35 protein-coding genes and 1 pseudogene are annotated in these 25,410 nt (G+C 61.3%); all 36 read right to left on the bottom strand.

All coding sequences use genetic code 11. From position 1 onward, the window contains the following. Positions 1 to 16 precede the first annotated feature (16 nt). Positions 17 to 244 (bottom strand): RND transporter, encoded by a 228-nt coding sequence (locus HK439_RS06175; RefSeq protein ID WP_190290521.1) that lies wholly within the window; start codon positions 242 to 244, stop codon positions 17 to 19. A 46-nt stretch (positions 245 to 290) separates the two neighbouring features. Further along, on the bottom strand, positions 291 to 1,073 hold the full coding sequence (locus tag HK439_RS06170) for a sterol desaturase family protein (RefSeq protein ID WP_190290520.1): 783 nt from the start codon (positions 1,071 to 1,073) through the stop codon (positions 291 to 293). A gap of 57 nt (positions 1,074 to 1,130) precedes the next feature. Continuing rightward, positions 1,131 to 1,901 carry a sterol desaturase family protein gene (locus HK439_RS06165; protein ID WP_190290519.1) on the bottom strand — a complete coding sequence of 257 codons (771 nt, stop codon included), beginning with the start codon at positions 1,899 to 1,901 and terminating at the stop codon, positions 1,131 to 1,133. 3 nt (positions 1,902 to 1,904) lie between these two features. Beyond that, on the bottom strand, positions 1,905 to 2,678 hold the full coding sequence (locus tag HK439_RS06160) for a sterol desaturase family protein (RefSeq protein WP_190290518.1): 774 nt from the start codon (positions 2,676 to 2,678) through the stop codon (positions 1,905 to 1,907). A gap of 131 nt (positions 2,679 to 2,809) precedes the next feature. Further along, positions 2,810 to 5,209, bottom strand: a complete 2,400-nt coding sequence (locus tag HK439_RS06155; RefSeq protein WP_190290517.1) for a patatin-like protein — start codon at positions 5,207 to 5,209, stop codon at positions 2,810 to 2,812. 170 nt (positions 5,210 to 5,379) lie between these two features. Next, positions 5,380 to 6,690 (bottom strand): replication-associated recombination protein A, encoded by a 1,311-nt coding sequence (locus HK439_RS06150; protein WP_190290516.1) that lies wholly within the window; start codon positions 6,688 to 6,690, stop codon positions 5,380 to 5,382. 252 nt (positions 6,691 to 6,942) lie between these two features. Then, the gene (locus tag HK439_RS06145) at positions 6,943 to 8,382 is read right to left on the bottom strand and encodes a DegQ family serine endoprotease (RefSeq protein WP_190290515.1); all 1,440 of its coding nucleotides are present in this window, start codon (positions 8,380 to 8,382) and stop codon (positions 6,943 to 6,945) included. Between the two features lie 363 nt (positions 8,383 to 8,745). Then, the gene (locus HK439_RS06140) at positions 8,746 to 10,935 is read right to left on the bottom strand and encodes a methyl-accepting chemotaxis protein (RefSeq protein WP_209011597.1); all 2,190 of its coding nucleotides are present in this window, start codon (positions 10,933 to 10,935) and stop codon (positions 8,746 to 8,748) included. A gap of 203 nt (positions 10,936 to 11,138) precedes the next feature. Beyond that, the gene (gene rplQ / locus HK439_RS06135; protein WP_190290514.1) at positions 11,139 to 11,564 is read right to left on the bottom strand and encodes a 50S ribosomal protein L17; all 426 of its coding nucleotides are present in this window, start codon (positions 11,562 to 11,564) and stop codon (positions 11,139 to 11,141) included. Positions 11,565 to 11,638: 74 nt separating this feature from the next. Then, positions 11,639 to 12,661, bottom strand: coding sequence for a DNA-directed RNA polymerase subunit alpha (locus tag HK439_RS06130; protein WP_190290513.1), 1,023 nt, complete (start codon positions 12,659 to 12,661; stop codon positions 11,639 to 11,641). A gap of 90 nt (positions 12,662 to 12,751) precedes the next feature. Continuing rightward, the gene (gene rpsK, locus HK439_RS06125; protein ID WP_006936427.1) at positions 12,752 to 13,141 is read right to left on the bottom strand and encodes a 30S ribosomal protein S11; all 390 of its coding nucleotides are present in this window, start codon (positions 13,139 to 13,141) and stop codon (positions 12,752 to 12,754) included. Positions 13,142 to 13,208: 67 nt separating this feature from the next. Next, the gene (gene rpsM / locus HK439_RS06120; RefSeq protein WP_190290512.1) at positions 13,209 to 13,577 is read right to left on the bottom strand and encodes a 30S ribosomal protein S13; all 369 of its coding nucleotides are present in this window, start codon (positions 13,575 to 13,577) and stop codon (positions 13,209 to 13,211) included. 202 nt (positions 13,578 to 13,779) lie between these two features. Next, positions 13,780 to 14,376, bottom strand: a complete 597-nt coding sequence (locus tag HK439_RS06115; RefSeq protein WP_190290511.1) for an adenylate kinase — start codon at positions 14,374 to 14,376, stop codon at positions 13,780 to 13,782. Next, positions 14,373 to 15,707 (bottom strand): preprotein translocase subunit SecY, encoded by a 1,335-nt coding sequence (secY, locus tag HK439_RS06110; protein WP_190290510.1) that lies wholly within the window; start codon positions 15,705 to 15,707, stop codon positions 14,373 to 14,375. Before secY ends, HK439_RS06115 begins: the two co-directional genes overlap by 4 nt. A gap of 50 nt (positions 15,708 to 15,757) precedes the next feature. Next, positions 15,758 to 16,225 carry a 50S ribosomal protein L15 gene (gene rplO, locus HK439_RS06105; protein WP_190290509.1) on the bottom strand — a complete coding sequence of 156 codons (468 nt, stop codon included), beginning with the start codon at positions 16,223 to 16,225 and terminating at the stop codon, positions 15,758 to 15,760. Between the two features lie 21 nt (positions 16,226 to 16,246). Beyond that, on the bottom strand, positions 16,247 to 16,441 hold the full coding sequence (rpmD, locus tag HK439_RS06100; protein ID WP_190290508.1) for a 50S ribosomal protein L30: 195 nt from the start codon (positions 16,439 to 16,441) through the stop codon (positions 16,247 to 16,249). Positions 16,442 to 16,482: 41 nt separating this feature from the next. Beyond that, on the bottom strand, positions 16,483 to 17,046 hold the full coding sequence (gene rpsE, locus HK439_RS06095; protein WP_190290507.1) for a 30S ribosomal protein S5: 564 nt from the start codon (positions 17,044 to 17,046) through the stop codon (positions 16,483 to 16,485). Between the two features lie 41 nt (positions 17,047 to 17,087). After that, positions 17,088 to 17,450, bottom strand: coding sequence for a 50S ribosomal protein L18 (gene rplR / locus HK439_RS06090; protein ID WP_190290506.1), 363 nt, complete (start codon positions 17,448 to 17,450; stop codon positions 17,088 to 17,090). Positions 17,451 to 17,462: 12 nt separating this feature from the next. Continuing rightward, positions 17,463 to 17,996: a 50S ribosomal protein L6 gene (rplF, locus tag HK439_RS06085; RefSeq protein WP_190290505.1), complete on the bottom strand. Its 534-nt coding sequence runs from the start codon at positions 17,994 to 17,996 to the stop codon at positions 17,463 to 17,465. Between the two features lie 41 nt (positions 17,997 to 18,037). After that, a complete protein-coding gene (rpsH, locus tag HK439_RS06080; RefSeq protein ID WP_190290504.1) occupies positions 18,038 to 18,436 on the bottom strand; it encodes a 30S ribosomal protein S8 in 399 nt (132 codons plus the stop codon). Between the two features lie 12 nt (positions 18,437 to 18,448). Continuing rightward, complete coding sequence (rpsN, locus tag HK439_RS06075; RefSeq protein WP_190290503.1) at positions 18,449 to 18,754, bottom strand: 30S ribosomal protein S14; 306 nt, start codon at positions 18,752 to 18,754, stop codon at positions 18,449 to 18,451. A gap of 29 nt (positions 18,755 to 18,783) precedes the next feature. Then, positions 18,784 to 19,341, bottom strand: coding sequence for a 50S ribosomal protein L5 (rplE, locus tag HK439_RS06070; protein WP_190290502.1), 558 nt, complete (start codon positions 19,339 to 19,341; stop codon positions 18,784 to 18,786). Next, complete coding sequence (rplX, locus tag HK439_RS06065; RefSeq protein WP_190290501.1) at positions 19,334 to 19,651, bottom strand: 50S ribosomal protein L24; 318 nt, start codon at positions 19,649 to 19,651, stop codon at positions 19,334 to 19,336. The genes rplE and rplX overlap by 8 nt, the downstream gene beginning before the upstream one ends. Continuing rightward, positions 19,651 to 20,019: a 50S ribosomal protein L14 gene (gene rplN / locus HK439_RS06060; RefSeq protein ID WP_008191626.1), complete on the bottom strand. Its 369-nt coding sequence runs from the start codon at positions 20,017 to 20,019 to the stop codon at positions 19,651 to 19,653. The genes rplX and rplN overlap by 1 nt, the downstream gene beginning before the upstream one ends. Before the next feature lie 69 nt (positions 20,020 to 20,088). Further along, complete coding sequence (rpsQ, locus tag HK439_RS06055) at positions 20,089 to 20,316, bottom strand: 30S ribosomal protein S17 (RefSeq protein ID WP_190290500.1); 228 nt, start codon at positions 20,314 to 20,316, stop codon at positions 20,089 to 20,091. 10 nt (positions 20,317 to 20,326) lie between these two features. Next, positions 20,327 to 20,527, bottom strand: a complete 201-nt coding sequence (gene rpmC, locus HK439_RS06050; RefSeq protein ID WP_190290499.1) for a 50S ribosomal protein L29 — start codon at positions 20,525 to 20,527, stop codon at positions 20,327 to 20,329. A 21-nt stretch (positions 20,528 to 20,548) separates the two neighbouring features. Further along, a complete protein-coding gene (rplP, locus tag HK439_RS06045; protein WP_190290498.1) occupies positions 20,549 to 20,962 on the bottom strand; it encodes a 50S ribosomal protein L16 in 414 nt (137 codons plus the stop codon). A gap of 47 nt (positions 20,963 to 21,009) precedes the next feature. Then, the gene (gene rpsC, locus HK439_RS06040; protein ID WP_190290497.1) at positions 21,010 to 21,738 is read right to left on the bottom strand and encodes a 30S ribosomal protein S3; all 729 of its coding nucleotides are present in this window, start codon (positions 21,736 to 21,738) and stop codon (positions 21,010 to 21,012) included. Further along, complete coding sequence (gene rplV, locus HK439_RS06035; protein WP_190290496.1) at positions 21,738 to 22,118, bottom strand: 50S ribosomal protein L22; 381 nt, start codon at positions 22,116 to 22,118, stop codon at positions 21,738 to 21,740. Before rplV ends, rpsC begins: the two co-directional genes overlap by 1 nt. 2 nt (positions 22,119 to 22,120) lie before the next feature. Next, complete coding sequence (gene rpsS, locus HK439_RS06030) at positions 22,121 to 22,399, bottom strand: 30S ribosomal protein S19 (RefSeq protein WP_148632529.1); 279 nt, start codon at positions 22,397 to 22,399, stop codon at positions 22,121 to 22,123. Between the two features lie 12 nt (positions 22,400 to 22,411). After that, positions 22,412 to 23,245 (bottom strand): 50S ribosomal protein L2, encoded by an 834-nt coding sequence (gene rplB, locus HK439_RS06025; protein ID WP_190290495.1) that lies wholly within the window; start codon positions 23,243 to 23,245, stop codon positions 22,412 to 22,414. Positions 23,246 to 23,262: 17 nt separating this feature from the next. Then, positions 23,263 to 23,556, bottom strand: coding sequence for a 50S ribosomal protein L23 (locus tag HK439_RS06020; RefSeq protein ID WP_190290494.1), 294 nt, complete (start codon positions 23,554 to 23,556; stop codon positions 23,263 to 23,265). Continuing rightward, positions 23,553 to 24,173, bottom strand: coding sequence for a 50S ribosomal protein L4 (gene rplD, locus HK439_RS06015; RefSeq protein ID WP_190290493.1), 621 nt, complete (start codon positions 24,171 to 24,173; stop codon positions 23,553 to 23,555). The genes HK439_RS06020 and rplD overlap by 4 nt, the downstream gene beginning before the upstream one ends. Continuing rightward, positions 24,173 to 24,883 carry a 50S ribosomal protein L3 gene (rplC, locus tag HK439_RS06010; protein ID WP_190290492.1) on the bottom strand — a complete coding sequence of 237 codons (711 nt, stop codon included), beginning with the start codon at positions 24,881 to 24,883 and terminating at the stop codon, positions 24,173 to 24,175. Before rplC ends, rplD begins: the two co-directional genes overlap by 1 nt. 23 nt (positions 24,884 to 24,906) lie before the next feature. Next, complete coding sequence (gene rpsJ, locus HK439_RS06005) at positions 24,907 to 25,215, bottom strand: 30S ribosomal protein S10 (protein ID WP_006936455.1); 309 nt, start codon at positions 25,213 to 25,215, stop codon at positions 24,907 to 24,909. 68 nt (positions 25,216 to 25,283) lie between these two features. After that, positions 25,284 to 25,410: pseudogene (gene tuf, locus HK439_RS06000) on the bottom strand (elongation factor Tu); the annotation flags it as partial.

The raw sequence follows: 25,410 nt of genomic DNA, 5'->3' as shown, positions 1-25,410 counted from the left end.
GCCCCTCAAAAATACCTTAGAACGCGCCCGTCTGCCGCATCCGTATCAGTTTCAGAATAACGAGCACGATCGGCCATGTGTGCCAGAAAAGGTCGAAGATATCGATGGGCTTCTTCAGCTGCCCCTGCGCAAGCATGCGCAGCTTTTCCACCAGATGCGGCTCGGGGAGGAACGGGGCGAGGCCGAGCACGATTGCGAACAGCAATAGGCCGGTCAGAGGGATCTTGTCGAGGAATTCAAGCATGGGCAGCAACGGAGTGAAGTGAGTGATAAGGGGCGTCGCGGCCGGTCTATTCCGCCGCAACCTGTTTGTCGGCATCCTTGCCCATCGCCTCGAATTTCTTCACCTGCTCATCGTATTTCGGATCAATGGTGCCGCACAGCCGGTCCCAGAAGGAAAAGAAATTGGCGAAATTGTACTTGAAGCGGGAATGGTGCTGGTCGTGGAAGGTCACGCAGACCATGGGCGACGGCATCCGCGACAGCGGCGAGGCGTAGAACTCGAAGCCCGAATGGCCGATGGTGCCGTTGAAATGGTCCCACAGCCGGTGGGCGACGAGCACCACGGCCGGGATCGGCAGGAACAGCACCGCCCACAGGTAATAGCTTTGCATGACGAAGGCATCGACCAGATCGTCGGAATAGGTGCTCCAGACGGTCGGCGCCACGGAGCGGTGATGCTCCGCATGGAAGCGGTAGAGCCACTTGGTGTGCATCATCCGGTGCCCCCAGTAGAACCAGGCATCGAAGGCGACGACGGAGATGACGAACATCAGCGGCACGGACCACCAGGTCAGCGGCAGCGGGTCCACGAACGTGTAGCCGCGCACCGAGAGGAAAACCCCGCCCGCAAGGCAGCCGGCGGTCGCCGTCAGCGACCAGACACTCTGGCGGATTTCCTTGCCTCTGCGCTTTTCACCGCGCCGGTGGGCCTGGATCCGACGCTCCGGATGCCGGTTCTGGATCGTCACCAGCACCCAACCGGTGGCGAAATACAGGAACACGTTGACCCCGTAGGCCACCGCCCAGAACGGCAGGAAGTCCAGAAAGATGTCGAGGGCCTGATTCAGCATGTTCCGTTCCGCTTTGTGCCAACGTACCTCGAAAGGCCTGGGCAGGATCTGCGCATATCAGCGCACCTTTTCAAGAGCCGTATCGGGGATTTCGCCCGTCGTCTCCATTTCCTTGACCATCGCATCATAGCCCGGGTGAACCGTTCCCATCAGCCGGTCCCAGATGGAGAAGAAGTTGCCATAGTTATAGTGGAACTGGGAATGATGCAGGTCATGAAAGGTGGTGCAGATCATCGGCGACGGCCAGCGCGACGACTTCGAGGCAAAATATTCAAAGCCCGAATGGCCGACCATGCCCGTGATCTGGTCGAACAGGCGCAGCGCGAATACCGAAAGCGCCGGAACCGGCAGCACGAACCAGACGACCAGGTAGAAGCCGTGCTCGATCAGCGTGTCGACGATCGCCGAGCTGTCATTGCTCCACACCGTCGGCGCGACGGAGCGGTGATGCGGCAGATGCCACTTGTAAAGCGACGGCCAATGCAGGATCCGGTGGCCCCAGTAGAACCAGCCGTCGAACAGGACCATGCAGATCACGAACATCAACGGGAACGACCACCAGGAAAGCGGCAGCGGCGCGACCAGTGTCCAGCCCTGCGTTTGCGCGAAATAGCCCGCCGACAGGAGCACCGACGAGGTCGCAAGCGCGGACAGGGACGCGCGGATTTCCTTCTTCACCCGCTTCATGCCGTCCCGGTGTTTCTGGATACGCCGGTCCGGATGGCGGGCGTTGATCACCGTCATGGTCAGGCCGGTCGCGAAATAGACGGCCAGCATGGCCGCGTAGATCGCGGCGAAAACGGTCAGGTAGTCCAAAACGAGTTGCATCGTCTAGTTCCGCTGTTCCGCGTAGATCCCTTCGAACTCCGCGACCCTCTGATCGTAGGTCGGGTGAACCGTGCCGCACAACCGGTCCCAGAAGGAGAAGTAGTTGGCGTAATTATAGACGAAATACTGGTGATGCTGGTCGTGATAGAGCGTGCACAGCAGCGGCCAGGGCCGGCGCGCGGTTGGGCTGGCGAAATGCTCATAGCCGCAATGGCCGATGGCCGCCGACACCTGGTCGAAGACCCGGTGGGCGAGAAAGACCGCCGCCGGCATGGGAACGACGAACAGCACCAGCGCGTAATAGGTATGGGCAAACAGCGTGTCCACCGACGAGCCGGCATCGTTCGACCAGACCGTCGGCGTAATGGTCATGTGGTGCGGCTTGTGAAACCGGTAGAACGCCTTGGTGTGCAGGATCCGGTGCCCCCAGTAGAACCAGGTGTCGTGCAGGATGAGCGACAGGACGAAAAACAGCGGCGCCGACCACCAGGACAGCGCCATTGGCTGCACCAGGGTCCAGCCGTTGAACTGGGCGTAGAGCCCGATCGCCAGGCAGGTGCTGGTGATGGAAAGCTGCCGCATCGACGACTTGATGTCCCGCAGCGGCTGGTGCGACGGATCCCGCTTCTGAATGCGCCGCTCCGGATGGCGGGCGTTGAGCGCGGTCATGACAAGGCCGACGGAAAACAGGATGACCAGGCTTGCGAGATAAAGCGCGGCAAAAAGCAGGACAAATTCCAGAATGCCGTTCAGGATGGGATTTTCCACCAATGCCATGAACATGTCCCACTTGGGCCCACTTGGGAATGAGTAACCCGGACGGGACCAAGGCTCCCTCCGGCTTCGAAAAACGGATCGTTCCTCTTTATAAAAACACCCGACGTTGCAATGCAAACAGTGGCTGGCGCTTAGATACAGAAATCGACCGTTTCGCCGGCCAATGCGGCAATTTGCTCGCGGATCGGCGGAATCAGCTCCGGATCCGCGGTCAGGACCTGCTCTTCCTCGTCCAGGATCGCGCTGAAGATCGCATGGCGGCAGGCCCGCTCGTCCTCCGGCGACAGGATCTTCGTTCCAGCCGCCGACAGCACGATGCTGATCAGCCGATCCGCCGCGTTCAGCCGGCCCCACAGATAATCGTGCTCGCGCCAGCGCCGGTTGAAAAACGCGCCGAAGGCATTGAGATTTTCGCCCTTGAGCTCGAAACCGTCGGCCCCGAAGCTGCCGGCATCGCGCGGACTGATGCGATCGACCAGGATCTCGCTGACCTCGGAAAAGTCGTTGCTCTGCAGCAGCGGAAAGGTCACCAGGTCATAAAACGCGAAGCCGACGTAGCGCTCGGTCAGCTCCCGGCCGACCGCGTCCGCCAGCAGCGGGTCCTGGGTGAGTTCCGCGAACACCTCATCCTGCATCCGGTCGAGATCCTGCAACCCCATGAGGTGCGCCAGATGCTCCAGGAGTTCCCTTAGAAGCGTGGTCCTGTCGGGCCCTTCTTCAGGCGGCTGCGACAGGACCTGGCACAGGTCTTCCGCAAGACTGCGGCTGTCCTCGCCGTAGAAATCCTCCCGCCAGCGCCAGCGCAGATTGTCGATCTGCTGGTAGAGCCGGCTCTTGAGATGGTCGAGACCGGCAATGGCCTGACCATCGTCATCCATCTCCCGAACGCGGTGATAGAGGCCGTTGAGTTTGCGAATGGCAAAGCGCAGGCGCCGGACACGGTAGTCGACATCGAGGCCACGTAGGAGACCGACCACCTCCGTATCCGGATCGGGCGGCCCCTCCCCGCTATCCTTGGCAAGACCCGCGAAATGGCTGCCGATCAGCCACAGGAGCGCATCCTTGCGCTCCGCCCGCCCTGTCGGTCCGGCCATCGCTGCGATCAGGTCCGACAACCGCTCGCAGATCGCATGCAGCTTGAGCGACTGGTAGTTCAGGAAGGCATATCCGGCCTGGGTATGGGCATCCGCATTGGCGAGCGCCCGGTATTTCGTCAACGCTTCGGCCTTAATCCGGGTCCGGCCGCGCAGGATCTTGCGCACAGCCTTGTCCACGACCGGGTCCGCGGCGGCGATCGTCTCCGCCAGCCAATGTCCCCTGCGATTGCGGGCTTCGATATCCCTCAAGTCGTCGCCGATGGGTTCATTGCGCGGAATATGGGCGAGCGAGGCCAGGATGGTGCGGAAGAAGCTCGGCATGGGCTGCCCGTTCTCCTCCACCGCCTCCACGCCTCCGGGCGCCGGATCCACATAGACCAGCCGGCGCGCGACCTCTCTCGATGCAGGCCTTTGCTTGATGACGTCGATCACCGGCCCGAACGGCTTGTTCATGACGACGCTGCCGTCGACAAAACAGCGATAGCCGGGCTGCTCGGGTTCTATTTCCAGCCCCTTGGCCAGGAAGGCGGTCCGGTTCGGCCAGGGAAGACGGAACTTCTTCAGGGCATGGTCCATCTCCGATACCGTCGCCGGGGCAAAGGCGCCGGGGAAAGAGGAGGTTGCCCGCGCGGCAAACACCAGTTCGGGAATGCACTCCGAGCCGAACTGGCTCAGAAGATCGCCCGGCATCCGGTGCATGGCGTGAAAATTCAGGATCCGGCGATGGTCCAGTTCCTCGATGAAATTGGGATCATCGATGCGAATGCGCCGGCGCTGGCCGTAATAGTCCGTCAGGGTCACGAACAGGTCCAGGGTCTGGCCGCGTGGTATCAGGGTCCGGCCCTCCTCCATGTGCTCGTCCATGGCGGCGCAGGCGTCCAGCATCCAGCCGATGTAGCGTGAGCCGGAAAACGGCGGCTTGAACCAGCGCGACTGCATGAAGGTGCGCAGCTTGTCCCGGGTTTCGGGATCCTTGATCCGGGCCTTGAGCTGGCGCGAGATCAACGTGTCGAGCACGGGGCTGACGCCCGATTTGAGGTAGCGGGAAAATCCGTTCTGCGGCCGCGCCAATTCCGTCACATCGGCGTTTTTCAGCCACAGGTCCCGGTGGCTGTCGAGCGGCAGGTCGTGGGCCAGCGCACGCGCCAGCATGATACCGTTGACACCGCCCGCGGACGCGCCCGCGATCGCATCGGCAACAACGCGGATATCGATGGTACCGGCAATCCGGTCGAGAATATCCCGGTAGACCTTTTCGCTGGGAGAGGCCGGCCGGTCGAGGGACGGGGCCACATAGATGCGCCCGTTGCCAGCGGCGCGCGAAGCGGAGGCACGGACCAGATTGAGCACTTCACGGCTCACGCCATGCATGTAGATGGCCAGCGAAACGCCGCCATAAAATACAAATGCCAGCCGGAGCTCGAGTTCCTTCATCCCGTTTGCGCCTTAGACCCACAGAGAACGCGGTGAGTGTACTCCCGGCCTTCTTAAGAGCGGCTTGACGCCAGAACCGGAGGATAGCGCCCTTTAGTCGGAACGTAACGCAAGTGCGGATCACGTTATGTTGCATCCCGGCGGCTCGCGTGATCCCCAGGGTACGGACCCTAGGCTCCACCGCGTTCCCGGCGCAGTTTGCTCCAGTATTCCAGACGCTTGCGCAATTCGCGCTCAAAGCCGCGCTCCGGGGGATCGTAATAGGTCTGACGCCCGAGATCCTCGGGAAAATAGTCCTGGCCGGAGAAGCCGTCCGGCGCGTCGTGATCGTACTGATAGCCGGCCCCGTAGCCTTCCTCTTTCATCAGCTTCGTCGGCGCATTGAGGATGTGCTTGGGCGGCAGCAGGGAACCGCTGGTCTTGGCGCTGCGGGTTGCCGCCTTGTAGGCCATATAGACCCCGTTCGATTTCGGCGCGGTCGCCAGATAGACCACCGTCTGGGCGAGCGCCAGTTCGCCTTCCGGCGAGCCCAGCATCTGATAGGCATCGCGCGCCGCATTCGCCTGCACCAGCGCATGCGGGTCGGCAAGACCGATATCCTCCACCGCCATGCGGATCAGCCGGCGGGCGAGATAAAGCGGATCTTCGCCGCCGTCCAGCATGCGGCAGAACCAGTAGAGCGCCGCATCCGGATCGGACCCGCGCACCGACTTGTGCAGCGCGGAGATCAGATTGTAGTGGCCGTCCGCGCTCTTGTCGTAGATCGGTGCCCGGCGCTGGACGATCTCCTGCAGGCGCTCCGCGTCAAACACCTCGCCCTCATCCGCGGCCCGCCACACGTCCTCGGCGAGCGTGAGCGCCGAGCGGCCGTCGCCGTCGGCCATGCGCACCAGCACCGCGCGGGCCTCCTGATCGAGCGGCAGCGGTTTGTCTTCCACTTCCTCCGCGCGGTCCAGCAGCCTGTTGAGCGCCTCGATATTGAGGGAATGAAAGGTCATCACGTGGGAGCGCGACAGAAGCGCGGCATTGAGCTCGAAGGACGGGTTTTCCGTCGTCGCGCCGACGAGCGTGATCGTGCCGTCTTCCATGACCGGCAGGAAGCTGTCCTGCTGGGCCCGGTTGAACCGGTGGATCTCGTCGACGAAAAGCAGCGTGGACCGCCCGCTCATCCGCCGCGCACGGGCGGTTTCGAACACCTTCTTCAGATCGGCAACACCGGAGAAGATCGCCGAGATCTGCTCGAAGGCAAGATCGGTTTCCGCCGCCAGCAGGCGTGCGACGGTGGTCTTGCCCGTCCCCGGCGGCCCCCAGAAGATCAGCGACCCGAGCGTCCGGCTCTTGAGCATGCGCGACAGCGTGCCTTCGGGCCCGAGCAGGTGATCCTGCCCGACCACATCACCAAGCTTCTGCGGCCGCAGCCGGTCCGCCAGCGGACGGGCCACGTCCGCTGCCAATCCCGAAGCTTCGAAAAGATCGCTCACTGCCGCATTATCTCCTGAAACGTTTCCCTTCTGAGGGAAACAATCGGTCTCATTCCTCTGCCCCTTGCGCCCCTCTCCCCCCTTGAGGGGGAGATGTCCGCTTTAGCGGACAGAGGGGGGTGTCAGCCTCTCGACATACCGAAGCACCGGAATCTAACGCCACTGTCGTTACCCCCCTCTGTCACCTGCGGTGACATCTCCCCCTCAAGGGGGGAGACGAACCCGGTTCGAAAGCGAGTGCTTTTGAACCCCCTATCCGCGCAAGACGATGCGGTTGACCTTGCCGTTGCGCTCGATGGCCAGTTGCCACAGGCGCGGCGATGCGCGGGTGATCGCTTCCAGCATACGGGTGCTCTGCACGTCCTGATCGTTGACCGCACGCACGATATCGCCGACCTGAAGGCCGATCCGGGCCGCCGTGCTGTCCGGCTCGACCTTGGACACGACCACCCCTTCCGGGTCGCCGTCGAGGCGCAATTCATCGGCAACTGCCGGCGACAGGTTCATCACCGTCGCGCCTTCGAACGGCGAATATTCCGTCAGCTTGCGCGTATCCCGCGGCACGGTTTCCGGGGCAGGCTTCAGCGCCACGGCGACGTCCATCTGCTGCTGATCGCGCTGGATGGTGAAGGTCGCCGTTCCGCCCAGCTTCTTGGTTGCGAAGCGGTAGCCGAAGGAATCGGGATCGGACACTTCCTTGCCGTCGATGGCCAGGACCAGGTCGCCGACCTCCAGGTGCGCATCCGCCGCCGGAGAACCGTCATAGACATTGGTCACCAGCACCCCGCGCGGCCGGTCGAGCGACATGGCGTCCGCGATTTCCGCGTTCACCAGCTGCACCGTCGCACCGAGCCAGGGCCGTTTTATCTTGTCTCCCTGCCCGGCCTGGGAGGCGACGAACTGGACCATGTGAGCGGGAATGGCGAAGCCGATACCGTTGGAGCCGCCCGAGCGGGTGAAGATCGCCGAGTTGATCCCGACCAGCCTGCCGTTCATATCCACCAGCGCGCCGCCGGAATTGCCCGGGTTGATCGCAGCGTCCGTCTGGATGAAGAACTGGTAGTCGGTGACACCGACCTGTGTCCGCGCCAGGGCCGAAACGATCCCCTGGGTCACGGTCTGGCCGACGCCGAAGGGGTTGCCGATGGCAAGCACGATATCGCCGACCTCGAGATTGTCTGAATCGGCAAAGGGAACGAATTCGAACGGTCCCCTGCCCTTGATCTTCAACACGGCCAGATCGGTGCGTTCGTCCTTGAGGATGATATCGGCGTCGAATTCGCGCCGGTCGTTCAGGGCCACCCGGACCTCATCGGCATCCTTGATCACATGGTAATTGGTGACCACGGTCCCCTCGGCGGAAATGATCACGCCCGATCCGAGCGCCTGCTGCACCCGTTCCCGCGGCTGGCCGAACCCGGAGCCGTTGTCGCCGAAGAACCGGCGGAAAAAAGGATCGTTGAAAAACGGCGAGACGGAACGCCGCTCGACCACCTTGCGGGTGGCGTAGACATTGACGACGGCGGGCGCCACCTGCTTGACGATCGGCGCAAAGGACAGTTTGACCTGGGCAGCCGACACCGGCACCTGCCGGTTATCCTGCGCCTGTGCGCCCCCCGCAAAACCGATGATCAGCCCGAACAGAACGGCGATTGAAACACGAAAGGCACCTCTGGACTTTGCCCTTGCCATGAAACTTTCTCCAAATACTAGCGAATCCGCACCCCGTCGCCGGTTCTGATACATGCCAGATGGGGACAAAAAGAGGCAATGGCAAAGCGCAGGAAAAAAGCGGTTTCGGGAGAAGTGATGACGGCCTGAGTGTGATGCAAGGCCGTGCCACATATTCAGATTGTCATCCGGGCCGGAGCGTAAGCGGAGAGCCGAGACCCAGTACGCCGTGTCCTCCCGGTATAGGCCCAGACCTCCCCGATCAAACAACCAAACACGCGGGAATGACAGCAGCGGGTGTGGTGCGGCCCTGCTTGTCCTAAAAACAAAACGGCCGCCGGGAGAACCGGCGGCCGTTGGTGTTTTCTGGTTCCGCGTTGCGGATCAGGCGGAGCGGACCTGAGACAGGAATCCGCGGACCTCCCGGTCCAGATGGCTGGCCTGTTCGGAGAGCTCTGCCACCTTTTCGGTGAAGACGTTGGCGGATTCGTTGGTCTTCTGAGACATCTCGCTGACGTTGGAAATGTCTTCCGAGACCCGCGACGTGCCTTCCGCGGCCCGCTGGGTGTTTTCGGCAATGCCCCGGGTGGCGAAGCTCTGCTCCGTCACGGCGGCGGAAACGTCGGTCACCGACTGGGTGATCTCGCCGATCGTCTCCTGGATTTCGCCGATTGCGGAGACCGCTTCTTCGGTTGCCTGTCGGATCGCGTCGATCTGCTGCTGGATCTCGCCGGTGGCCTTGCCGGTCTGAGAGGCGAGTTCCTTCACCTCCGAGGCAACGACCGCAAAGCCTTTGCCCGCCTCGCCGGCGCGTGCCGCCTCGATCGTGGCGTTGAGCGCAAGCAGGTTGGTCTGGTCGGCGATATCGCTGATCAGGGTCACCACCTCGCCGATGCGGTTGGCGGCTTCCGCCAGCGACCGCACCGTGCTGTTGGTGGACTCCGCACGCACCGTCGCCGTCTGGGCAACTGCCGAAGACCGCTCGATCAGCGACGAGATTTCCTGAATGGAGCTCGACAGCTGGTCCGAGGCGGTCGCGATCGACTGCACTTCGTTCATGGCATCGGCGGAGACCTGGGCGGCACGGGTCGAGGTGTCGCCGGATTCCTCCGTCATCTTGCGCATCTCGTCGGCCGCATCCCGCAAGGTCATTGCGGAATGGGTCACATGCTCGACCACCTTGCCCACGCTTGCCTCGAATTCCGCGGCAAGTCCGCCCAGCATTTCCTTGCGCTGCTCGGCCTGGGTTCGCGCGTTCTGCGCTTCCAGTTCCGCCCGGCGCTCCTGCTCCTCGGCCGCATTTTCGCGGATCTTGACGACGGCCCGGCCGATGTCGCCGATTTCGTCGCCGCGCCGCGCCGCGGAGATATCGGCGCTGTGATTGCCCCGTGCGATGTCTTCCAGCGCGGTCACCAGCGTGCCGAGCGGGTTGGTGATCGAGCGGGAGAAGAACAGGGCGATGACCGCTGCGATACCGACGGTGATCAGCGTCGACAGGATCATGGAGTTGCGCATTTCATCGACGCTGGCCATGGATTCCGCTTCGGAGAGCTCCGCGACCATCGCCCAGCTCTCGTCACCGAAGGTCACCGGTTCCGCGACCATCAGGCGGTCGACCCCGTCCTGACCGGTCATCATACCCTTGGTTTCCATACCGCCGGCCGCCTTGGTGACCAGTTCGGACGCCATGGTCTTGGTCAGCGCGGTCGGTTCCGCAGACAGCGGCTGGTTGGTGATCAGGGTTCCGTCCTGATTGACCATATAGACCTGGCCGGTTTCACCCAGGCCCTTGCGGTCGTTGGTCACGGCTTCGAGATATCCGGAGTTGATCCGGATAACGACGACACCGCCCAGCTCTTCACCGGTAAAGGACGTCAGGAAGGCCGGCGAGCCGATGAACATGGAGGCTTCACCGCCCGCGGGGCCGTATTTCTCGAACTTGGAGAAGAACTGCTGCCCCTTTTCGCCGGCCATGGCCTCTTTGTAGACCGTCGCGAGCGCGGTATCCTTCAGCATGTCGCCATCGACCTTTTCAAGGAAGTCAGCCGACTTGGTGACCGTATAGATCACCCGGCCTTCCTTGTTGAGGACGTAGATATCCGCGTAGTTGCCGTTCTTCCATTCGGAAAAGAAGCTGCCGTGGACGTCCGTGTGACGCCAGGCGTACATGGTCTTGTTGTCCTTGCCGGTCTTTTCCGCGCGTTCTGCCGGAGTGGACCCATCCGGCTGGAAATATTCCTTCAGAGATGCCCGGTCGTTTTCCAGGTTCACCAGGGCCGAGTTCATGTCGTTGAGCGCAAGTGCCGCGCCGGCGCCGGAGGAAACGTTCGACAAGGAGCCGGCCAGCCCTTCCAGACGCATGCCGACCAAGGCCTGACGCGCCCTGGCCACCATGGTCAGCTCGCCCTGGGCCGCCTGCTTCAGCCCCGAACGCGCGTTAAGGTAGCCACCGATACCGACTGCTACGCAGGAAGCGAAAGTGACACCGACCATAAGAACCGGCACGATAACCTTGAGCCGCAAGAACCGGTTCTTCTTGTAATTCTCTGCGGATGATTGCTGTTCCGCGTCCATTCCATCCTCCCCACCAGCGGTAATACTAGGATTGGATGAGACTTTCGTTTAGGGCGGTTAAAATAACGATAATCAGGAAAATTACAGACGGTTGCAAACTCATCCTATTGAAAACAAAGGCAATCTTTCCTGTTGACAATTCAAAACAAAATAAAAGGCGGGTTAAGACCCGCCTTTTACAGACTGTTAATTTAAAGTCTTGTTTACGCTGCGTTTTCTGCCGCTGCTTCGGCTTCAACGCGAGCCCGGTCTTCGGAACCGCGGGCATCCATGTCACGATCGACCAGTTCGATCACGGCCATCGGAGCACTGTCGCCGTGGCGGAAACCGGCCTTCAGAACCCGGCTGTAGCCGCCCTGGCGGTCCTTGTAGCGTTCGCCGAGCGTATCGAACAGCTTGCGCACCATGGCGACATCGCGAACCTGCGAAATCGCCTGGCGGCGTGCGTGAAGATCACCGCGCTTGCCGAGCGTAATCAGCTTGTCGATGATCGGCTTCATTTCCTTGGCCTTCGGCAGGGTCGTGACGATCTGTTCATGCTTGATCAGCGACGCCGCCATATTTGCGAACATAGCCTTGCGGTGGCTAGAGGTCCGGTTGAGCTTGCGGCCGGCTTTACCGTGGCGCATGGCCCTCTCCTTTTTCTGTCGGGCGGCTCGTCTCGTGCCCTACCCGGTTGATCCTTCAGGGACGCTTGCGTCCCTTAATACTGATGGTCTTCGTAACGCTTGGCGAGATCTTCGATGTTCTCAGGCGGCCAGTTGGCCACTTCCATGCCCAGATGCAGGCCCATCTGTGCGAGAACTTCCTTGATCTCGTTGAGCGACTTGCGGCCGAAGTTCGGCGTGCGCAGCATTTCCGCTTCGGTCTTCTGAATGAGATCGCCAATATACACGATATTGTCGTTCTTCAGGCAGTTGGCCGAACGGACCGACAGTTCCAGCTCGTCGACCTTCTTCAGAAGGGCCGGGTTGAAGGCGAGTTCCGGGACGGTTTCCTCGGCTGCTTCGCGCTTCGGCTCTTCGAAATTGACGAAGATGGACAGTTGGTCCTGGAGGATGCGCGCTGCGAAAGCCACAGCGTCATCCGGCTTCACCGAACCATCGGTTTCGACGGTCAGGGTAAGCTTGTCATAGTCGAGGACCTGGCCCTCACGGGTGTTCTCGACCTTATAGGAAACCTTCTTCACCGGGGAATAGAGGCTGTCGACCGGGATCAGACCGATCGGAGCGTCTTCCGGGCGGTTACGGTCGGAAGACACGTAGCCCTTGCCGGTGTTGACGGTGAATTCCATGCGGATTTCCGCACCTTCGTCCAGCGTGCACAGGACGAGGTCCGGGTTGAGCACTTCCACATCGCCCACGGTCTGGATGTCACCGGCGGTCACAACACCCGGGCCCTGCTTGCGCACGACCATGCGCTTGGGACCTTCGCCTTCCATGCGGATGGCGATTTCCTTGATGTTGAGAACGATGTCGGTCACGTCTTCGCGGACGCCGGGGATCGACGAGAACTCGTGCAGCACGCCGTCGATCTGCACCGCCGTCACGGCCGCCCCCTGCAACGAGGACAGAAGGATGCGGCGTAGGGCATTGCCCAGCGTCAGGCCGTATCCGCGCTCGAGCGGCTCGGCGACAACCGTCGCCAGAAACCGGGGGTCTTCACCCGGCTTGACTTCGAGCTTGGTCGGCTTGATCAGTTCTTGCCAGTTCTTTTGAATGGTCACGTTCTTGCCCCTTCGGCTATCCCGTCCGGCCTGTTTGCGCCCGGACTATTCTTTGCCATTGGAGAAACATTTGCGTCAGGCGGTGAGGCCTTAGACGCGGCGACGCTTGCGCGGACGGCAGCCGTTGTGCGGAATCGGCGTCACATCGCGGATCGACGTGATCAGGAAACCGGCAGCCTGGAGGGCGCGAAGAGCCGATTCACGGCCCGAGCCCGGACCACGAACTTCCACTTCCAGCGTACGCATGCCGTGTTCGGCGGCCTTCTTGGCAGCGTCTTCAGCGGCAACCTGGGCAGCATAAGGGGTAGACTTACGCGAACCCTTGAAGCCGAGTGCACCGGCAGACGACCAGGAAATTGCATTGCCCTGGGCATCCGTGATCGTGATCATGGTATTGTTGAATGTCGAATTCACATGCGCAACGCCGGACGAGATGTTCTTGCGTTCGCGGCGACGCACGCGTGTCGTGTCTTTAGCCATTCTTGTTCCTTACTTCGATCTCTACACTGCCGTAATCCCGGCAGCTCCACCGCCAATCGCTGGTGGTTTACTTCTTCTTGCCTGCGATCGGCTTAGCCGGACCCTTGCGGGTGCGGGCGTTCGTATGAGTCCGTTGACCGCGAACCGGAAGACCGCGGCGGTGCCGCAGGCCGCGGTAGCAGCCGAGGTCCATCAGACGCTTGATGTTCATTGCGGTGTCACGGCGCAGATCGCCTTCGACCATGTAATCGCGGTCGATGGTTTCACGGATCTGCAGCACTTCTGCGTCGGAAAGCTCGTTCACGCGGCGTTCCGGGGCAATGTTCACCTTTTCGGTGATTTCCTGCGCCAGCTTCGCGCCGATGCCGTGAATATACTGAAGCGCGATGACAACGCGCTTGTTCGTCGGGATGTTAACGCCAGCAATACGTGCCACGTTCGTCTCCATTTCTGGCAGCTGCAAAAAACAGCCGCGTCCACTGTTATTCCCCGCGTCCGGTGGAGGCCGGCCCTTGCGGAGCACTTGTTTTTGCCGGGGTTCCCAACCAAATCAGGTTCACCAAGCACAGAATGTGCCGGTCCCGCGCAAGACGGGAGCGACACCACTCATTTCAGATTGAGCGCGTCCTTTAACGGCTCTAAACGTTTTCGTCAAGACGGGAAAGCACGGCATCGATCGCCGCGGTCACCTCGTCGATTGACTGCATTCCGTCAACAACGGTCAAAAGGCCGCTCTTGGCGTAGTAGGGCACGACCACCGCGGTATCGCGGTTATAGGCCTCAAGCCGCTGCTTGAAGACTTCCGGATCGTCGTCCTTGCGGACCGCTTCGCCCTTTGCCTTGGCTTCCTCGGCCCGGTTGATGATCCGGCCGACGAGCTTTTCCTGGTCGACCCGCAGTTCCAGGACGCTGTCGAGCTTGATGCCCTTTTCGCTCAGCATCTGGTCCAGGGCCTCGGCCTGGGCCAGCGTGCGCGGGAAGCCGTCGAGGATAAACCCCTTCTGAGCATCCTCCTCGCCGATCCGGTCCCGGATGATGCCGACGACGATTTCATCGGAGACCAGGCCGCCGGCGTCCATGACTTCCTTGGCCTTCAGGCCGATCGGTGTCTGTGCCGCAACGGCTGCCCGCAGCATGTCGCCCGTCGACAGTTGGGGAATGCCATATTTGGCGACCAGACGCGTTGCCTGTGTTCCCTTCCCCGCCCCCGGCGGTCCGACCAGAATGAGCCTCATCGGCGTCTCCCCCTTAGTTTCGCTTTCTTTACAAGGCCCTCGTACTGATGAGCGAGCAGATGGCCCTGGATCTGGGATACAGTATCCATGGTCACGCTGACCACAATCAACAGCGAGGTTCCCCCGAAATAGAACGGAACGCCTGTCGCCGAAATGAGGAATTCGGGTAATAGACAAACGAGGGTGATGTAGATCGCCCCCACGACGGTGACACGGGTCAGCACATAATCGATGTACTGCGCCGTCCTTTCACCCGGGCGAATGCCCGGAATGAAGCCGCCGTGTTTCTTCAGGTTATCCGCGGTGTCGGTCGGATTGAACACGATCGCCGTATAGAAGAAGCTGAAGAAGATGATCATCGACGCATAGAAGACCATGTAGAGCGGCTGGCCGTGGCCCAGCAGCGCCGTGATGGTGGTCACCCATTCGTTCGATCCGCCCTGGCCGGCGAACCCGGCAACGGTGGCCGGAACCAGCAGCAGCGAAGACGCGAAGATCGGAGGGATAACACCGGCGGTGTTCAGCTTCAGCGGCAGGAACGACGTGTTGCCCTCGAACATCCGGTTGCCCATCTGGCGCTTCGGATACTGGATCAGCAGGCGCCGCTGGGCGCGTTCCATGAACACAATGACCCCGATCACGACGACGGCGACCACGACCACCATCAGGATGATCCAGGTGGCAAGCGCGCCCTGGCGGCCGAGTTCGAGCGTCGAGACGACCGCCTTCGGCAGGCCGGCAACGATACCGGCGAAGATGATCAGCGAAATGCCGTTACCGATGCCGCGCGAGGTGATCTGTTCACCCAGCCACATGAGGAACATGGTGCCGCCGACCAGCGTGATGACCGTGGACGCACGGAAGAACCAGCCCGGATCGGAAACGACATTGGTTGCGCCCTCAAGGCCGACGGCGATGCCGTAGGCCTGGAAGGCGGCCAGGATCACCGTACCGTAGCGGGTATACTGGTTGATGACCTTACGTCCCTGCTCGCCTTCCTTCTTCATCTGCTCCAGCGACGGCACGACGGTCGTCATCAGCTGCATGATGATGGAGGCGGAGATGTACGGCATGATGCCGAGCGCGAAGATCGCCATGCGCTGAACCGCACCACCGGAGAACATGTTGAACATGCCGATGATACCGGACTGCGCCTGGTTGAAGGCGTTCGCGAAGGCTTCCGGATTAATGCCCGGAAGCGGGATGTAAGTCCCCAGTCGATAAACCAAAAGCGCCCCCAGCGTGAACCAGATGCGCTTCTTGAGTTCTTCAGCCTTGGCGAAAGCTGAGAAATTGAGATTTGACGCCAGTTGTTCGGCGGCGGATGCCATGCCCTACTCCGGTCAGTTTTGTGCCGACAAACGGGAAAAACCCAGGCCTGTTAGGCCTGAGCTCCCAGAACGACAACCTTGCCGCCAGCCTTTTCAACCGCTTCAGCGGCAGCCTTGGAGGCGCCGGCGATTTCAAAGGTGACAGCTGCCTTCAGTTCGCCATCGCTTACCAGACGGACACCGTCCTTGACGCGCTTGACAATACCTGCGGCCTTGAGAGCCTCGACCGTAACGGCCGCACCGGCGTCGAGTTTGCCGGCGTCGATGGCCTGCTGAACACGGCCAAGGGAAACAACGTTGTATTCCTTGGCGAAGATGTTCGTAAAGCCACGCTTCGGCAGACGGCGGTGAAGCGGCATCTGACCGCCTTCAAAGCCCTTGATCGCAACGCCGGAACGGGACTTCTGCCCCTTCACGCCGCGGCCGCCGGTCTTGCCCTTGCCCGAACCGATGCCGCGTGCGACGCGGGTGCGGCTCGGAGTGGAACCGGGATTGTCCCTGAGTTCGTTGAGCTTCATCTTTTTATCTCCCGATCCCGGTTACGCGTCTTCGACGACGCGAACGAGATGCTGGACCTTATTGATCATGCCGCGCACTTCAGGAGTATCCTTCAGTGTGGAACGGCGGTGCATCTTGTTCAGGCCGAGACCGATGAGCGTCGCGCGCTGGTCCTTGGGACGGCGCAGCGGGCTGCCGATCTGTTCGACCGTGACAGTGTTTTCGGTGTTCGCCATGGAACTAACCCTTATTCAGCTGGGTACCGGAGCGGCCGAGGTCAAGCCTCGGCAGCCGCCGGAGCCGCATCATCTTTATCACGACGGCGCGATTGCAGCACCGAGACCTTCAGGCCGCGGCGTGCCGCGACCGAACGCGGGCTGTCTTCCTTGGTCAGCGCTGCAAAGGTAGCGCGAACCATGTTGTAGGGGTTGGAGGTCCCCAGGGACTTCGCCACCACGTCCTGCACGCCGAGCGTTTCGAAAACCGCACGCATCGGACCACCGGCAATGATACCGGTACCGGCCGGAGCCGCGCGCAACAGAACCTTGCCCGCACCGTGACGGCCTTCCACATCGTGGTGAAGGGTCCGGCCTTCCCGCAGGGGAACGCGGATCATGGTGCGCTTGGCAGCTTCCGTTGCCTTGCGGATGGCTTCCGGCACTTCACGTGCCTTGCCATGACCGAAGCCGACACGGCCCTTCTGGTCGCCGACGACGACCAGCGCTGCGAAGCCGAAACGGCGGCCACCCTTGACCACCTTGGCGACGCGGTTGATGTGGACCAGCTTGTCGACGAATTCGCTGTCTCGCTCTTCGCGATCGCGATTATCCTGTCTCGCCATTTTATACGTCTTCCGTTCTTAGGAGCGCCAACGGGCGCTGGTCAGAATTCCAGTCCGCCTTCGCGGGCTGCATCGGCAAGCGCCTTGATGCGCCCGTGATACATGTATCCGCCCCGGTCGAACACGACCTGCTTGACACCGGCAGCCAGAGCGCGCTCGGCGACAAGCTTGCCGACGGCTGCCGCAGCAGCGGTATCGGCGCCCGTCTTCAGGTTGCCCTTCAGATCCTTTTCGATCGTCGAGGCAGAGGCAATCGTCTGTCCTTTGCCGTCGTCGATGATCTGAGCGTAGATCTGCTTCGACGAGCGGAAGATAGAAAGCCGCGGACGTCCGTTCGCCACCTTCTTGATAGAACGGCGCACGCGATCGCGGCGGCGTTCGAAAGCAATTTTGCTGTTCGCCATGATCCTGGTCCGTTACTTCTTCTTGCCTTCTTTGCGGACGATGAATTCGCCCGCATAACGAACGCCTTTGCCCTTGTAGGGCTCCGGCGGGCGGAACTTGCGGATTTCGGCCGCAACCTGGCCTACTGTCTGCTTGTCGATACCGGAGATCACGATCTCCGTCGGCTTCGGGCACTTGATGTCGATCCCTTCCGGAATCGGATAGAGGACATCGTGCGAGAAACCCAGCGCCAGCTGAAGGTTCGAACCCTGGACCTGTGCACGGTAACCGACACCGGTGATTTCCAGCTTCCGTTCGAAGCCGTCGCTCACGCCCGTGACGATGTTCTGCACCATGGTCCGGCTCATGCCCCACATGGAGCGAGCCGTCTTGGAGTTACCGCGCGGATCAACCTTGATCCCGCCGTCCGTCATTTCGGCCAGCACGTTGTCGTTGAGCATGAAGGAGAGTTCCCCCTTCGGCCCTTTGACTTCAACCGTCTGGCCGTTGATCGTTGCCGTTACCCCGCTCGGCACGGGGACTGGCTTTTTGCCAATTCGAGACATCTGACCAACCTTGTCGTTTCAGTTAAGGCGAGTGCACCGCATCAGAAGACGCGGCACAGAACCTCGCCGCCTACGTTTTCGTCCCGCGCCTGATGGTCGCTCATGACGCCGCGCGGAGTCGAAATGATCGACACGCCCAGGCCATTGGAGACATGCGGGATGTTCTTTACCGAAGAATAAACCCGGCGGCCCGGCTTGGAGACCCGCTCAATCGTGCGGATGACCGGTTCGCCATCGAAATACTTCAGTTCGATCTCCAACTCGGACTTGCCGCCCTCGTATTCGACCGTCGTGTAGCCACGGATGTAGCCTTCCTTTGCAAGCACATCAAGCACATGTGCACGCAATTTGGAATTCGGTGAGCTGACCTTGCCCTTGCGACGCATCTGCGCGTTGCGGATCCGGGTCAGCATATCCCCCAACGGATCGGAAATTGCCATCGGAGTTTCTCCTTACCAGCTCGACTTGACCAGGCCCGGGATCTTGCCCAGGGAGCCCAGTTCACGAAGCGCGATACGCGACATCTTCAGCTTGCGGTAGTAGCCGCGCGGCCGGCCCGAGACTTCGCAACGGTTGCGAACCCGGTTCGGCGCGGAGTTCCGCGGCAGTTTCGCCAGCTTGAGACGTGCATTGAACCGCTCTTCAAGGGACAGGCTCTCGTCCTTGGCCATCGCCTTGAGGGCAGCGCGCTTCTCAGCGTATTTCTCGACAAGCTTCTCGCGACGCTTGTTCTTTTCGACCGCGCTCTTCTTCGCCATCGTCGTTCCTCGTTCCTTTCCCGCGCCGCTTACTTGCTGAACGGGAAGTTGAACGCGCGCAGAAGCTCGCGCGCTTCGTCATCATTCGGAGCCGTGGTGCAGACGATCACGTCCATACCCCAGATCTGGTCGACCTTGTCGTACTCAATTTCCGGGAACACGATATGTTCCTTGATGCCCATGGCGTAGTTGCCGCGGCCGTCAAAGGACTTCGGGTTCAAACCGCGGAAGTCACGAACGCGCGGCAGCGCGATGGTGATCAGACGGTCCAGGAATTCGTACATCTGCTGGCGGCGCAGGGTCACCTTCGCACCCAGCGGCATGCCTTCGCGCACCTTGAAGGTCGCGATCGACTTTTTCGCCTTGGTGATCACCGGCTTCTGACCGGCGATCAGCGCCAGGTCTTCAGCAGCGATACGTGCCTTCTTGGAATCGGCAACGGCTTCGCCGACACCGATGTTCAAGACGATTTTTTCCAGAGCCGGCACCTGCATGGGGTTCTTGTAATTGAACTTTTCCTGCAGCTGCTGCCGGATGACGCTGTCATACTGCTGGCGCAGACGCGGCATGGTGTTGGTCTCAGCCATCGATCAGATCTCCCGAGCGCTTGGCCACACGGACCTTGGTGCCGTCTTCACGCACCTTGAAACCGACGCGCGTTGCCTTGCCGTCCTGAGGATCGACAATCGCGATGTTCGACAGGTGGATCGGCGCTTCCTTAGCGATGATCCCGCCTTCCTGCGTCTGGGTCTGGCGCTGGTGACGACGCACCATGTTCACGCCGCGAACCAGGGCCTTGTTGTCGTCCGGCATCATCTTGATGACTTCGCCGGTCTTGCCCTTGTCGCGACCCGTCAGCACGATGACCGTGTCGCCTGATTTAATTTTCGCAGCCATCAGAGCACCTCCGGCGCGAGCGAGATGATTTTCATATGGTTCTTTGCACGGAGTTCGCGCGGCACCGGACCGAAGATACGGGTGCCGACCGGCTCCTTGTTGTTGTTCACCAGGACGGCCGCATTGCGGTCGAACCGGATCACGCTGCCGTCGGGGCGGCGAATGTCCTTCGCCGTGCGCACGACGACAGCCTTCATCACGTCGCCCTTCTTAACGCGGCCCCGCGGAATAGCCTCTTTGACGCTAACGACGATGATGTCGCCAACCTGGGCGTATTTGCGCTTTGAGCCGCCGAGCACTTTGATGCACATGACACGACGGGCGCCGGAATTGTCGGCCACGTCGAGGTTTGTTTGCATCTGAATCATGACTGGCTGCCTTGTTCTCTGTCCGGCGCACCTGCCACGGGCGCCTGATGCTCAACCTTTAGGACGTGGTCAGTTGACCACGGTCCAACGCTTGTTTTTGGAGATCGGCGCGCATTCTTCGATCTGAACAATGTCGCCAACCTGGTACTTGTTTGCTTCGTCGTGCGCGCGGTACTTCTTGGACCGGCGCACGGTCTTCTTGAGCAGCGGGTGTGTGAAGCGACGCTCCACCTTCACCGTCACCGTCTTGTCATTCGCGTTGCTGACAACGGTGCCCTGCAAAATGCGCTTCGGCATTACCGTCTCCTTACGCGCTTGCCGCCACGCGCTTTTCGCGCATGATCGTCTGAATTTGGGCGATCTGGCGGCGGACCTGCCGCACACGCCCAGTGTTCTCGAGCTGACCGGTGGCCTTCTGGAAGCGCAGGTTGAACTGCTCTTTCTTCAGGCCTTCGAGTTCCGTGCGGAGCTCGTCCAGGGTCTTTGCCCTTACGTCTGTCGCCTTCATGGCACTAACTCCTCGACTGCCTTATTCGCCGATACGCTGAACGAAACGGCACTTGATCGGCAGCTTGGCTGCGGCAAGACGCATTGCTTCACGCGCAATATCTTCCGGCACACCATCGATCTCGAACATGATCCGGCCGGGCTTGACGCGGCAGGCCCAGTAATCCGGAGAACCCTTACCCTTACCCATGCGGACTTCCGCCGGCTTGGTGGAGACCGGCACATCCGGGAAGATGCGGATCCAGACACGGCCCGCACGCTTCATGTGACGGGTCATGGCACGACGGGCTGCCTCGATCTGACGAGCGGTAACCCGCTCCGGCTCCAACGCCTTCAGACCGTAGTTGCCGAAGTTGAGGTCGGTGCCTCCCTTCGACAGACCGTGGATGCGGCCCTTGTGCTGCTTGCGGAACTTCGTTCGCTTCGGTTGCAGCATCGTTCTTCTCTCGTTCCTAGTGTTTGACGAACGTCGTGCAGCTTAAATTAAGCTGCGCGCTCGCGACCACGATCCCGGCGTCCGCCGCGATCACCCTGGTTTGAATCCGAGCCGGACGTCGCACGGCGCTCAGACGCCATCGGGTCGTGCTCGAGGATCTCACCCTTGAAGATCCACACCTTCACGCCGCAGACACCGTAAGCGGTGTGAGCGGATGCGACACCGTAGTCGATGTCGGCACGCAGGGTGTGCAGCGGCACGCGGCCTTCGCGGTACCATTCGATACGCGCAATTTCCGCACCGCCGAGACGGCCACCGCAGTTGATCCGGATGCCCTGTGCGCCCAGACGCATGGCCGACTGAACGGCCCGCTTCATGGCGCGGCGGAAGGCAACACGGCGTTCCAGCTGCTGTGCGATCGAAGCGGCGACCAGCGTCGCGTCGATTTCCGGCTTGCGCACTTCAACGATGTTGATGTGCACTTCCGAATTGGTGATCTCGGCGATCTTCTTGCGAAGACGCTCGATGTCCGCACCCTTCTTGCCGATGACCACACCCGGACGACCGGAGTGGATGGTGACGCGGCACTTGCGGTGCGGGCGCTCGATAACGACCTTGGAAACAGCTGCCTGCTTCAGTTCGTTGAGCAGAAATTCACGGATGCGGAAATCTTCATGGAGAAGATCGCCGTACTCACCCTTGTTGGCATACCAACGCGAATCCCAGGTGCGGTTGATCCCGAGGCGCATGCCGATCGGATTGACTTTGTGACCCATCAGGCACTCTCCTCGACTTCACGGACAACGATGGTCAGGTTCGAGAACGGCTTCTCGATCCGGCCAACACGACCGCGTGCACGGGGCTGGAAACGCTTGATGACAAATGCCTTGCCAACATGAGCTTCGGCAACCACCAGGTTGTCGATATCCAGGTCGTGATTGTTTTCCGCATTCGCAATCGCGGACATCAGGGTCTTCTTGACGTCCTGCGCGATACGCTTGCGGGAGAATGTCAGATCCGCAATCGCGGTACCGACCTTCTTGCCGCGGATAGCAGCCGCAACGAGGTTCAGCTTGCGCGGAGAAATGCGCAGCATGCGGGTCATTGCCCGGGCCTCGTTGTCAGCGAGCGTCCGCTCACGCTTCGGCTTGCCCATCGTTACTTCCTCTTCGCCTTCTTGTCGGCGCCGTGTCCGTAATAGGTCCGGGTCGGCGAGAACTCGCCGAACTTGTGACCAATCATCTCTTCAGACACCAGCACCGGAACGTGCTTCTGACCGTTGTAGACACCGAAGGTGAGACCGACGAACTGCGGCAGGATCGTCGAGCGGCGGCTCCAGGTCTTGATGACCTCGTTGCGGCCGGATTCACGAACCTTGTCCGCTTTCTTCAGCAGATACCCGTCAACAAACGGACCTTTCCAGATCGAACGTGCCACGATCCTTGTCCTTTACTTCTTGCGCGCGTGGCGGCTACGGACAATGTACTTGTCCGTCGACTTGTTACGCCGCGTGCGCTTACCTTTGGTCGGCTTACCCCAAGGGGTAACCGGATGACGGCCACCGGAAGTCCGGCCTTCACCACCGCCATGCGGGTGGTCGACCGGGTTCATGACAACACCGCGGGTGTGCGGGCGAACGCCCAGCCAGCGGGAACGGCCGGCCTTGCCGTAATTGATGTTGCTGTGATCCGGGTTGGACACTGCGCCGATGGAAGCCATGCAGGTACCGAGAACACGGCGCTGCTCGCCCGACATCAGACGCAGGGTGGTGTAACCCTGGTCACGGCCAACGACCTGAACGAAAGCACCGGCGGAGCGAGCGATCTGCGCACCCTTGCCCGGCTTCAGCTCGATGTTGTGTACGATCGTGCCGACCGGAATGGAGGCCAGCGGCATCGCGTTGCCCGGCTTCACGTCGACCGACTGACCGGAGACGACGGTGTCGCCGACGGCCAGGCGCTGCGGCGCCAGGATGTAGCTCAACTCGCCGTCTTCATAACGGATCAGCGCGATGAATGCGGTCCGGTTCGGATCGTATTCCAGGCGCTCGACCTTGGCCGGAACGTCGAACTTGCGACGCTTGAAGTCGACCAGACGGTAGGAGCGCTTGTGACCACCACCGACGTTGCGTGCCGTCAGGCGGCCCATGTTGTTGCGGCCACCGGTCTTGGACAGGCCTTCGGTCAGGGTCTTGACCGGCTTGCCTTTCCACAGATCGGACCGGTCAACCTGGACCAGCTGGCGGCGGCCCGGCGAGGTCGGATTGAATGTCTTAAGTGCCATTTTCTATCGTCCCCGCCTTAGAGCCCGGTGGTCACGTCGATCGCGTGACCTTCCTGAAGCGTTACGACGGCCTTCTTGAAGTCGGACTGACGGCCCAGCCGGCCTTTGAACCGCTTCACCTTGCCCTTGCGGACGAGGGTGTTGACGGCTGCGACCTTGACGCCGAACAGTGCTTCCACCGCTGCCTTGATTTCCGGCTTCGTCGCGTCGTTTGCGACCTTGAAGACAACCTTGTTCTCTTCGGAAGCCATGGTCGCCTTCTCGGTGATCACCGGGCCGACGATCTTGTCGTAGTGAGGAAGTTTGCTCATTTGAAGCGCTCCTCAAGTGCGGACACCGCAGCCTTCGTCAGCACCAGGGTGCCGGCGCGCATGATGTCGTAAACGTTGATGCCCTGGACCGGCAGCACATCCACGTTCGGGATGTTGCGCGAGGCAAGAGCGAAGTTCCGGTCGAGCTCGGAGCCGTAGATGATCAGGGCGTTCGACAGACCCAGCTTGGAAAACTGGGCCTTGAGCGCCTTGGTCTTGGCTTCGGCTGCCTTGGCATCCTCGACAACGATCAGGCTGTCGGCCTTTGCCTTGGCGGACAGAACGTGCTTCAGCCCGAGAGCGCGCACCTTCTTTGGCAGGTCGTGGCCGTGGTCGCGAACGACCGGACCGAATGCCTTGCCGCCGCCGCGGAACTGCGGGGCCTTCTTGTTGCCGTGACGGGCGCCGCCGGAGCCTTTCTGGCGGACGAACTTCTTCGTCGAGCCGGAAACTTCCGAACGGGCCAGCGCCTTGTGTGTACCGGCCTGGCGCTTGGCAAGCTGCCAGCGCACCACGCGGTGGATCAGATCGGTGCGCGGCTCGAGACCGAAGATCTCGTCAGACACCGTGATCGAACCGGCCGCCCCGCCTTCGAGGGTCTTGACCTGGAGTTCCATCACTCACTCTCCTTCCCGGCGGCGGCAGCGCCCTCAGGAGCCCGGAATGCACCCGGCATCGGAACCCCATCCGGCAGCGCCTTCTTGATCGCGTCGCGAACCAGGATCCAGCCGCCCTTGGCGCCCGGAACCGATCCCTCGACCATGATCAGGCCGCGTTCAACATCAGTACGCACAACCTTCAGGTTCTGCGTGGTCACGCGGACGTCGCCCATGTGACCGGCCATCTTCTTGCCCTTGAACACGCGGCCCGGGTCCTGACACTGACCGGTCGAACCGTGGGAACGGTGCGAGATCGAGTTACCGTGGGATGCGCGGCCACCACCGAAGTTGTGGCGCTTCATCACACCGGCAAAACCCTTACCGATCGAGGTGCCGGTCACGTCCACGAACTGACCTTCGACATAGTGGTCGGCGGTTATTTCCGCGCCAACGTCGATGAGGTTGTCAGAAGACACCCGGAACTCGGCCAGCGTGCGCTTCGGCTCGACCTTTGCAACAGCAAAGTGACCGCGCATCGCCTTCGGCGTGTTCTTTACCTTGGCTGCACCTGCGCCGACCTGCAGCGCGGTATAGCCGTTCTTTTCTTCAGTCCGGTGGGCAACCACCTGGCAGCCGTCCAGTTTCAGAACTGTGACCGGCACATGTTCTCCCGCATCGTTGTAGATACGGGTCATGCCCACTTTCTGAGCGATCACTCCAGAACGCATTGACGTGTCCCCTTCGATCCGCCTCAGAGCTTGATCTCGACGTCGACACCAGCAGCCAGGTCGAGCTTCATAAGAGCGTCAACCGTCTGGGGCGTCGGATCAACGATGTCGAGCAGGCGCTTGTGCGTGCGCATCTCGAACTGATCGCGGCTTTTCTTATCGATGTGCGGGCCGCGAAGCACCGTGTACTTCTCGATCCGCGTCGGCAGCGGCACGGGTCCCCGCACCTGCGCACCGGTCCGCTTTGCCGTATTGACGATCTCCTTGGTGGAGGCGTCGAGAATACGGTGGTCGAATGCCTTAAGGCGGATCCGGATATTCTGACCGTTCATTTTTGGTTTCCCGATAAGACAGGCGGGCCTGCCCGCGTTTCAAACGAAGCGACAGGCCCTGCCGTCAATTACTCGATGATGGAAGCGACGACGCCTGCACCGACGGTGCGGCCACCTTCGCGGATAGCGAAGCGCAGGCCTTCTTCCATGGCGATCGGCACGATCAGCTCGACGTCAACCGACACGTTGTCGCCC

The organism is Roseibium aggregatum, assembly GCF_014692675.1.
GTDB classification, from domain to species: domain Bacteria; phylum Pseudomonadota; class Alphaproteobacteria; order Rhizobiales; family Stappiaceae; genus Roseibium; species Roseibium aggregatum_C.
The sequence above is the reverse complement of the archived record's forward strand: the minus strand, read 5'-3'. Positions and strand labels throughout refer to the sequence as shown.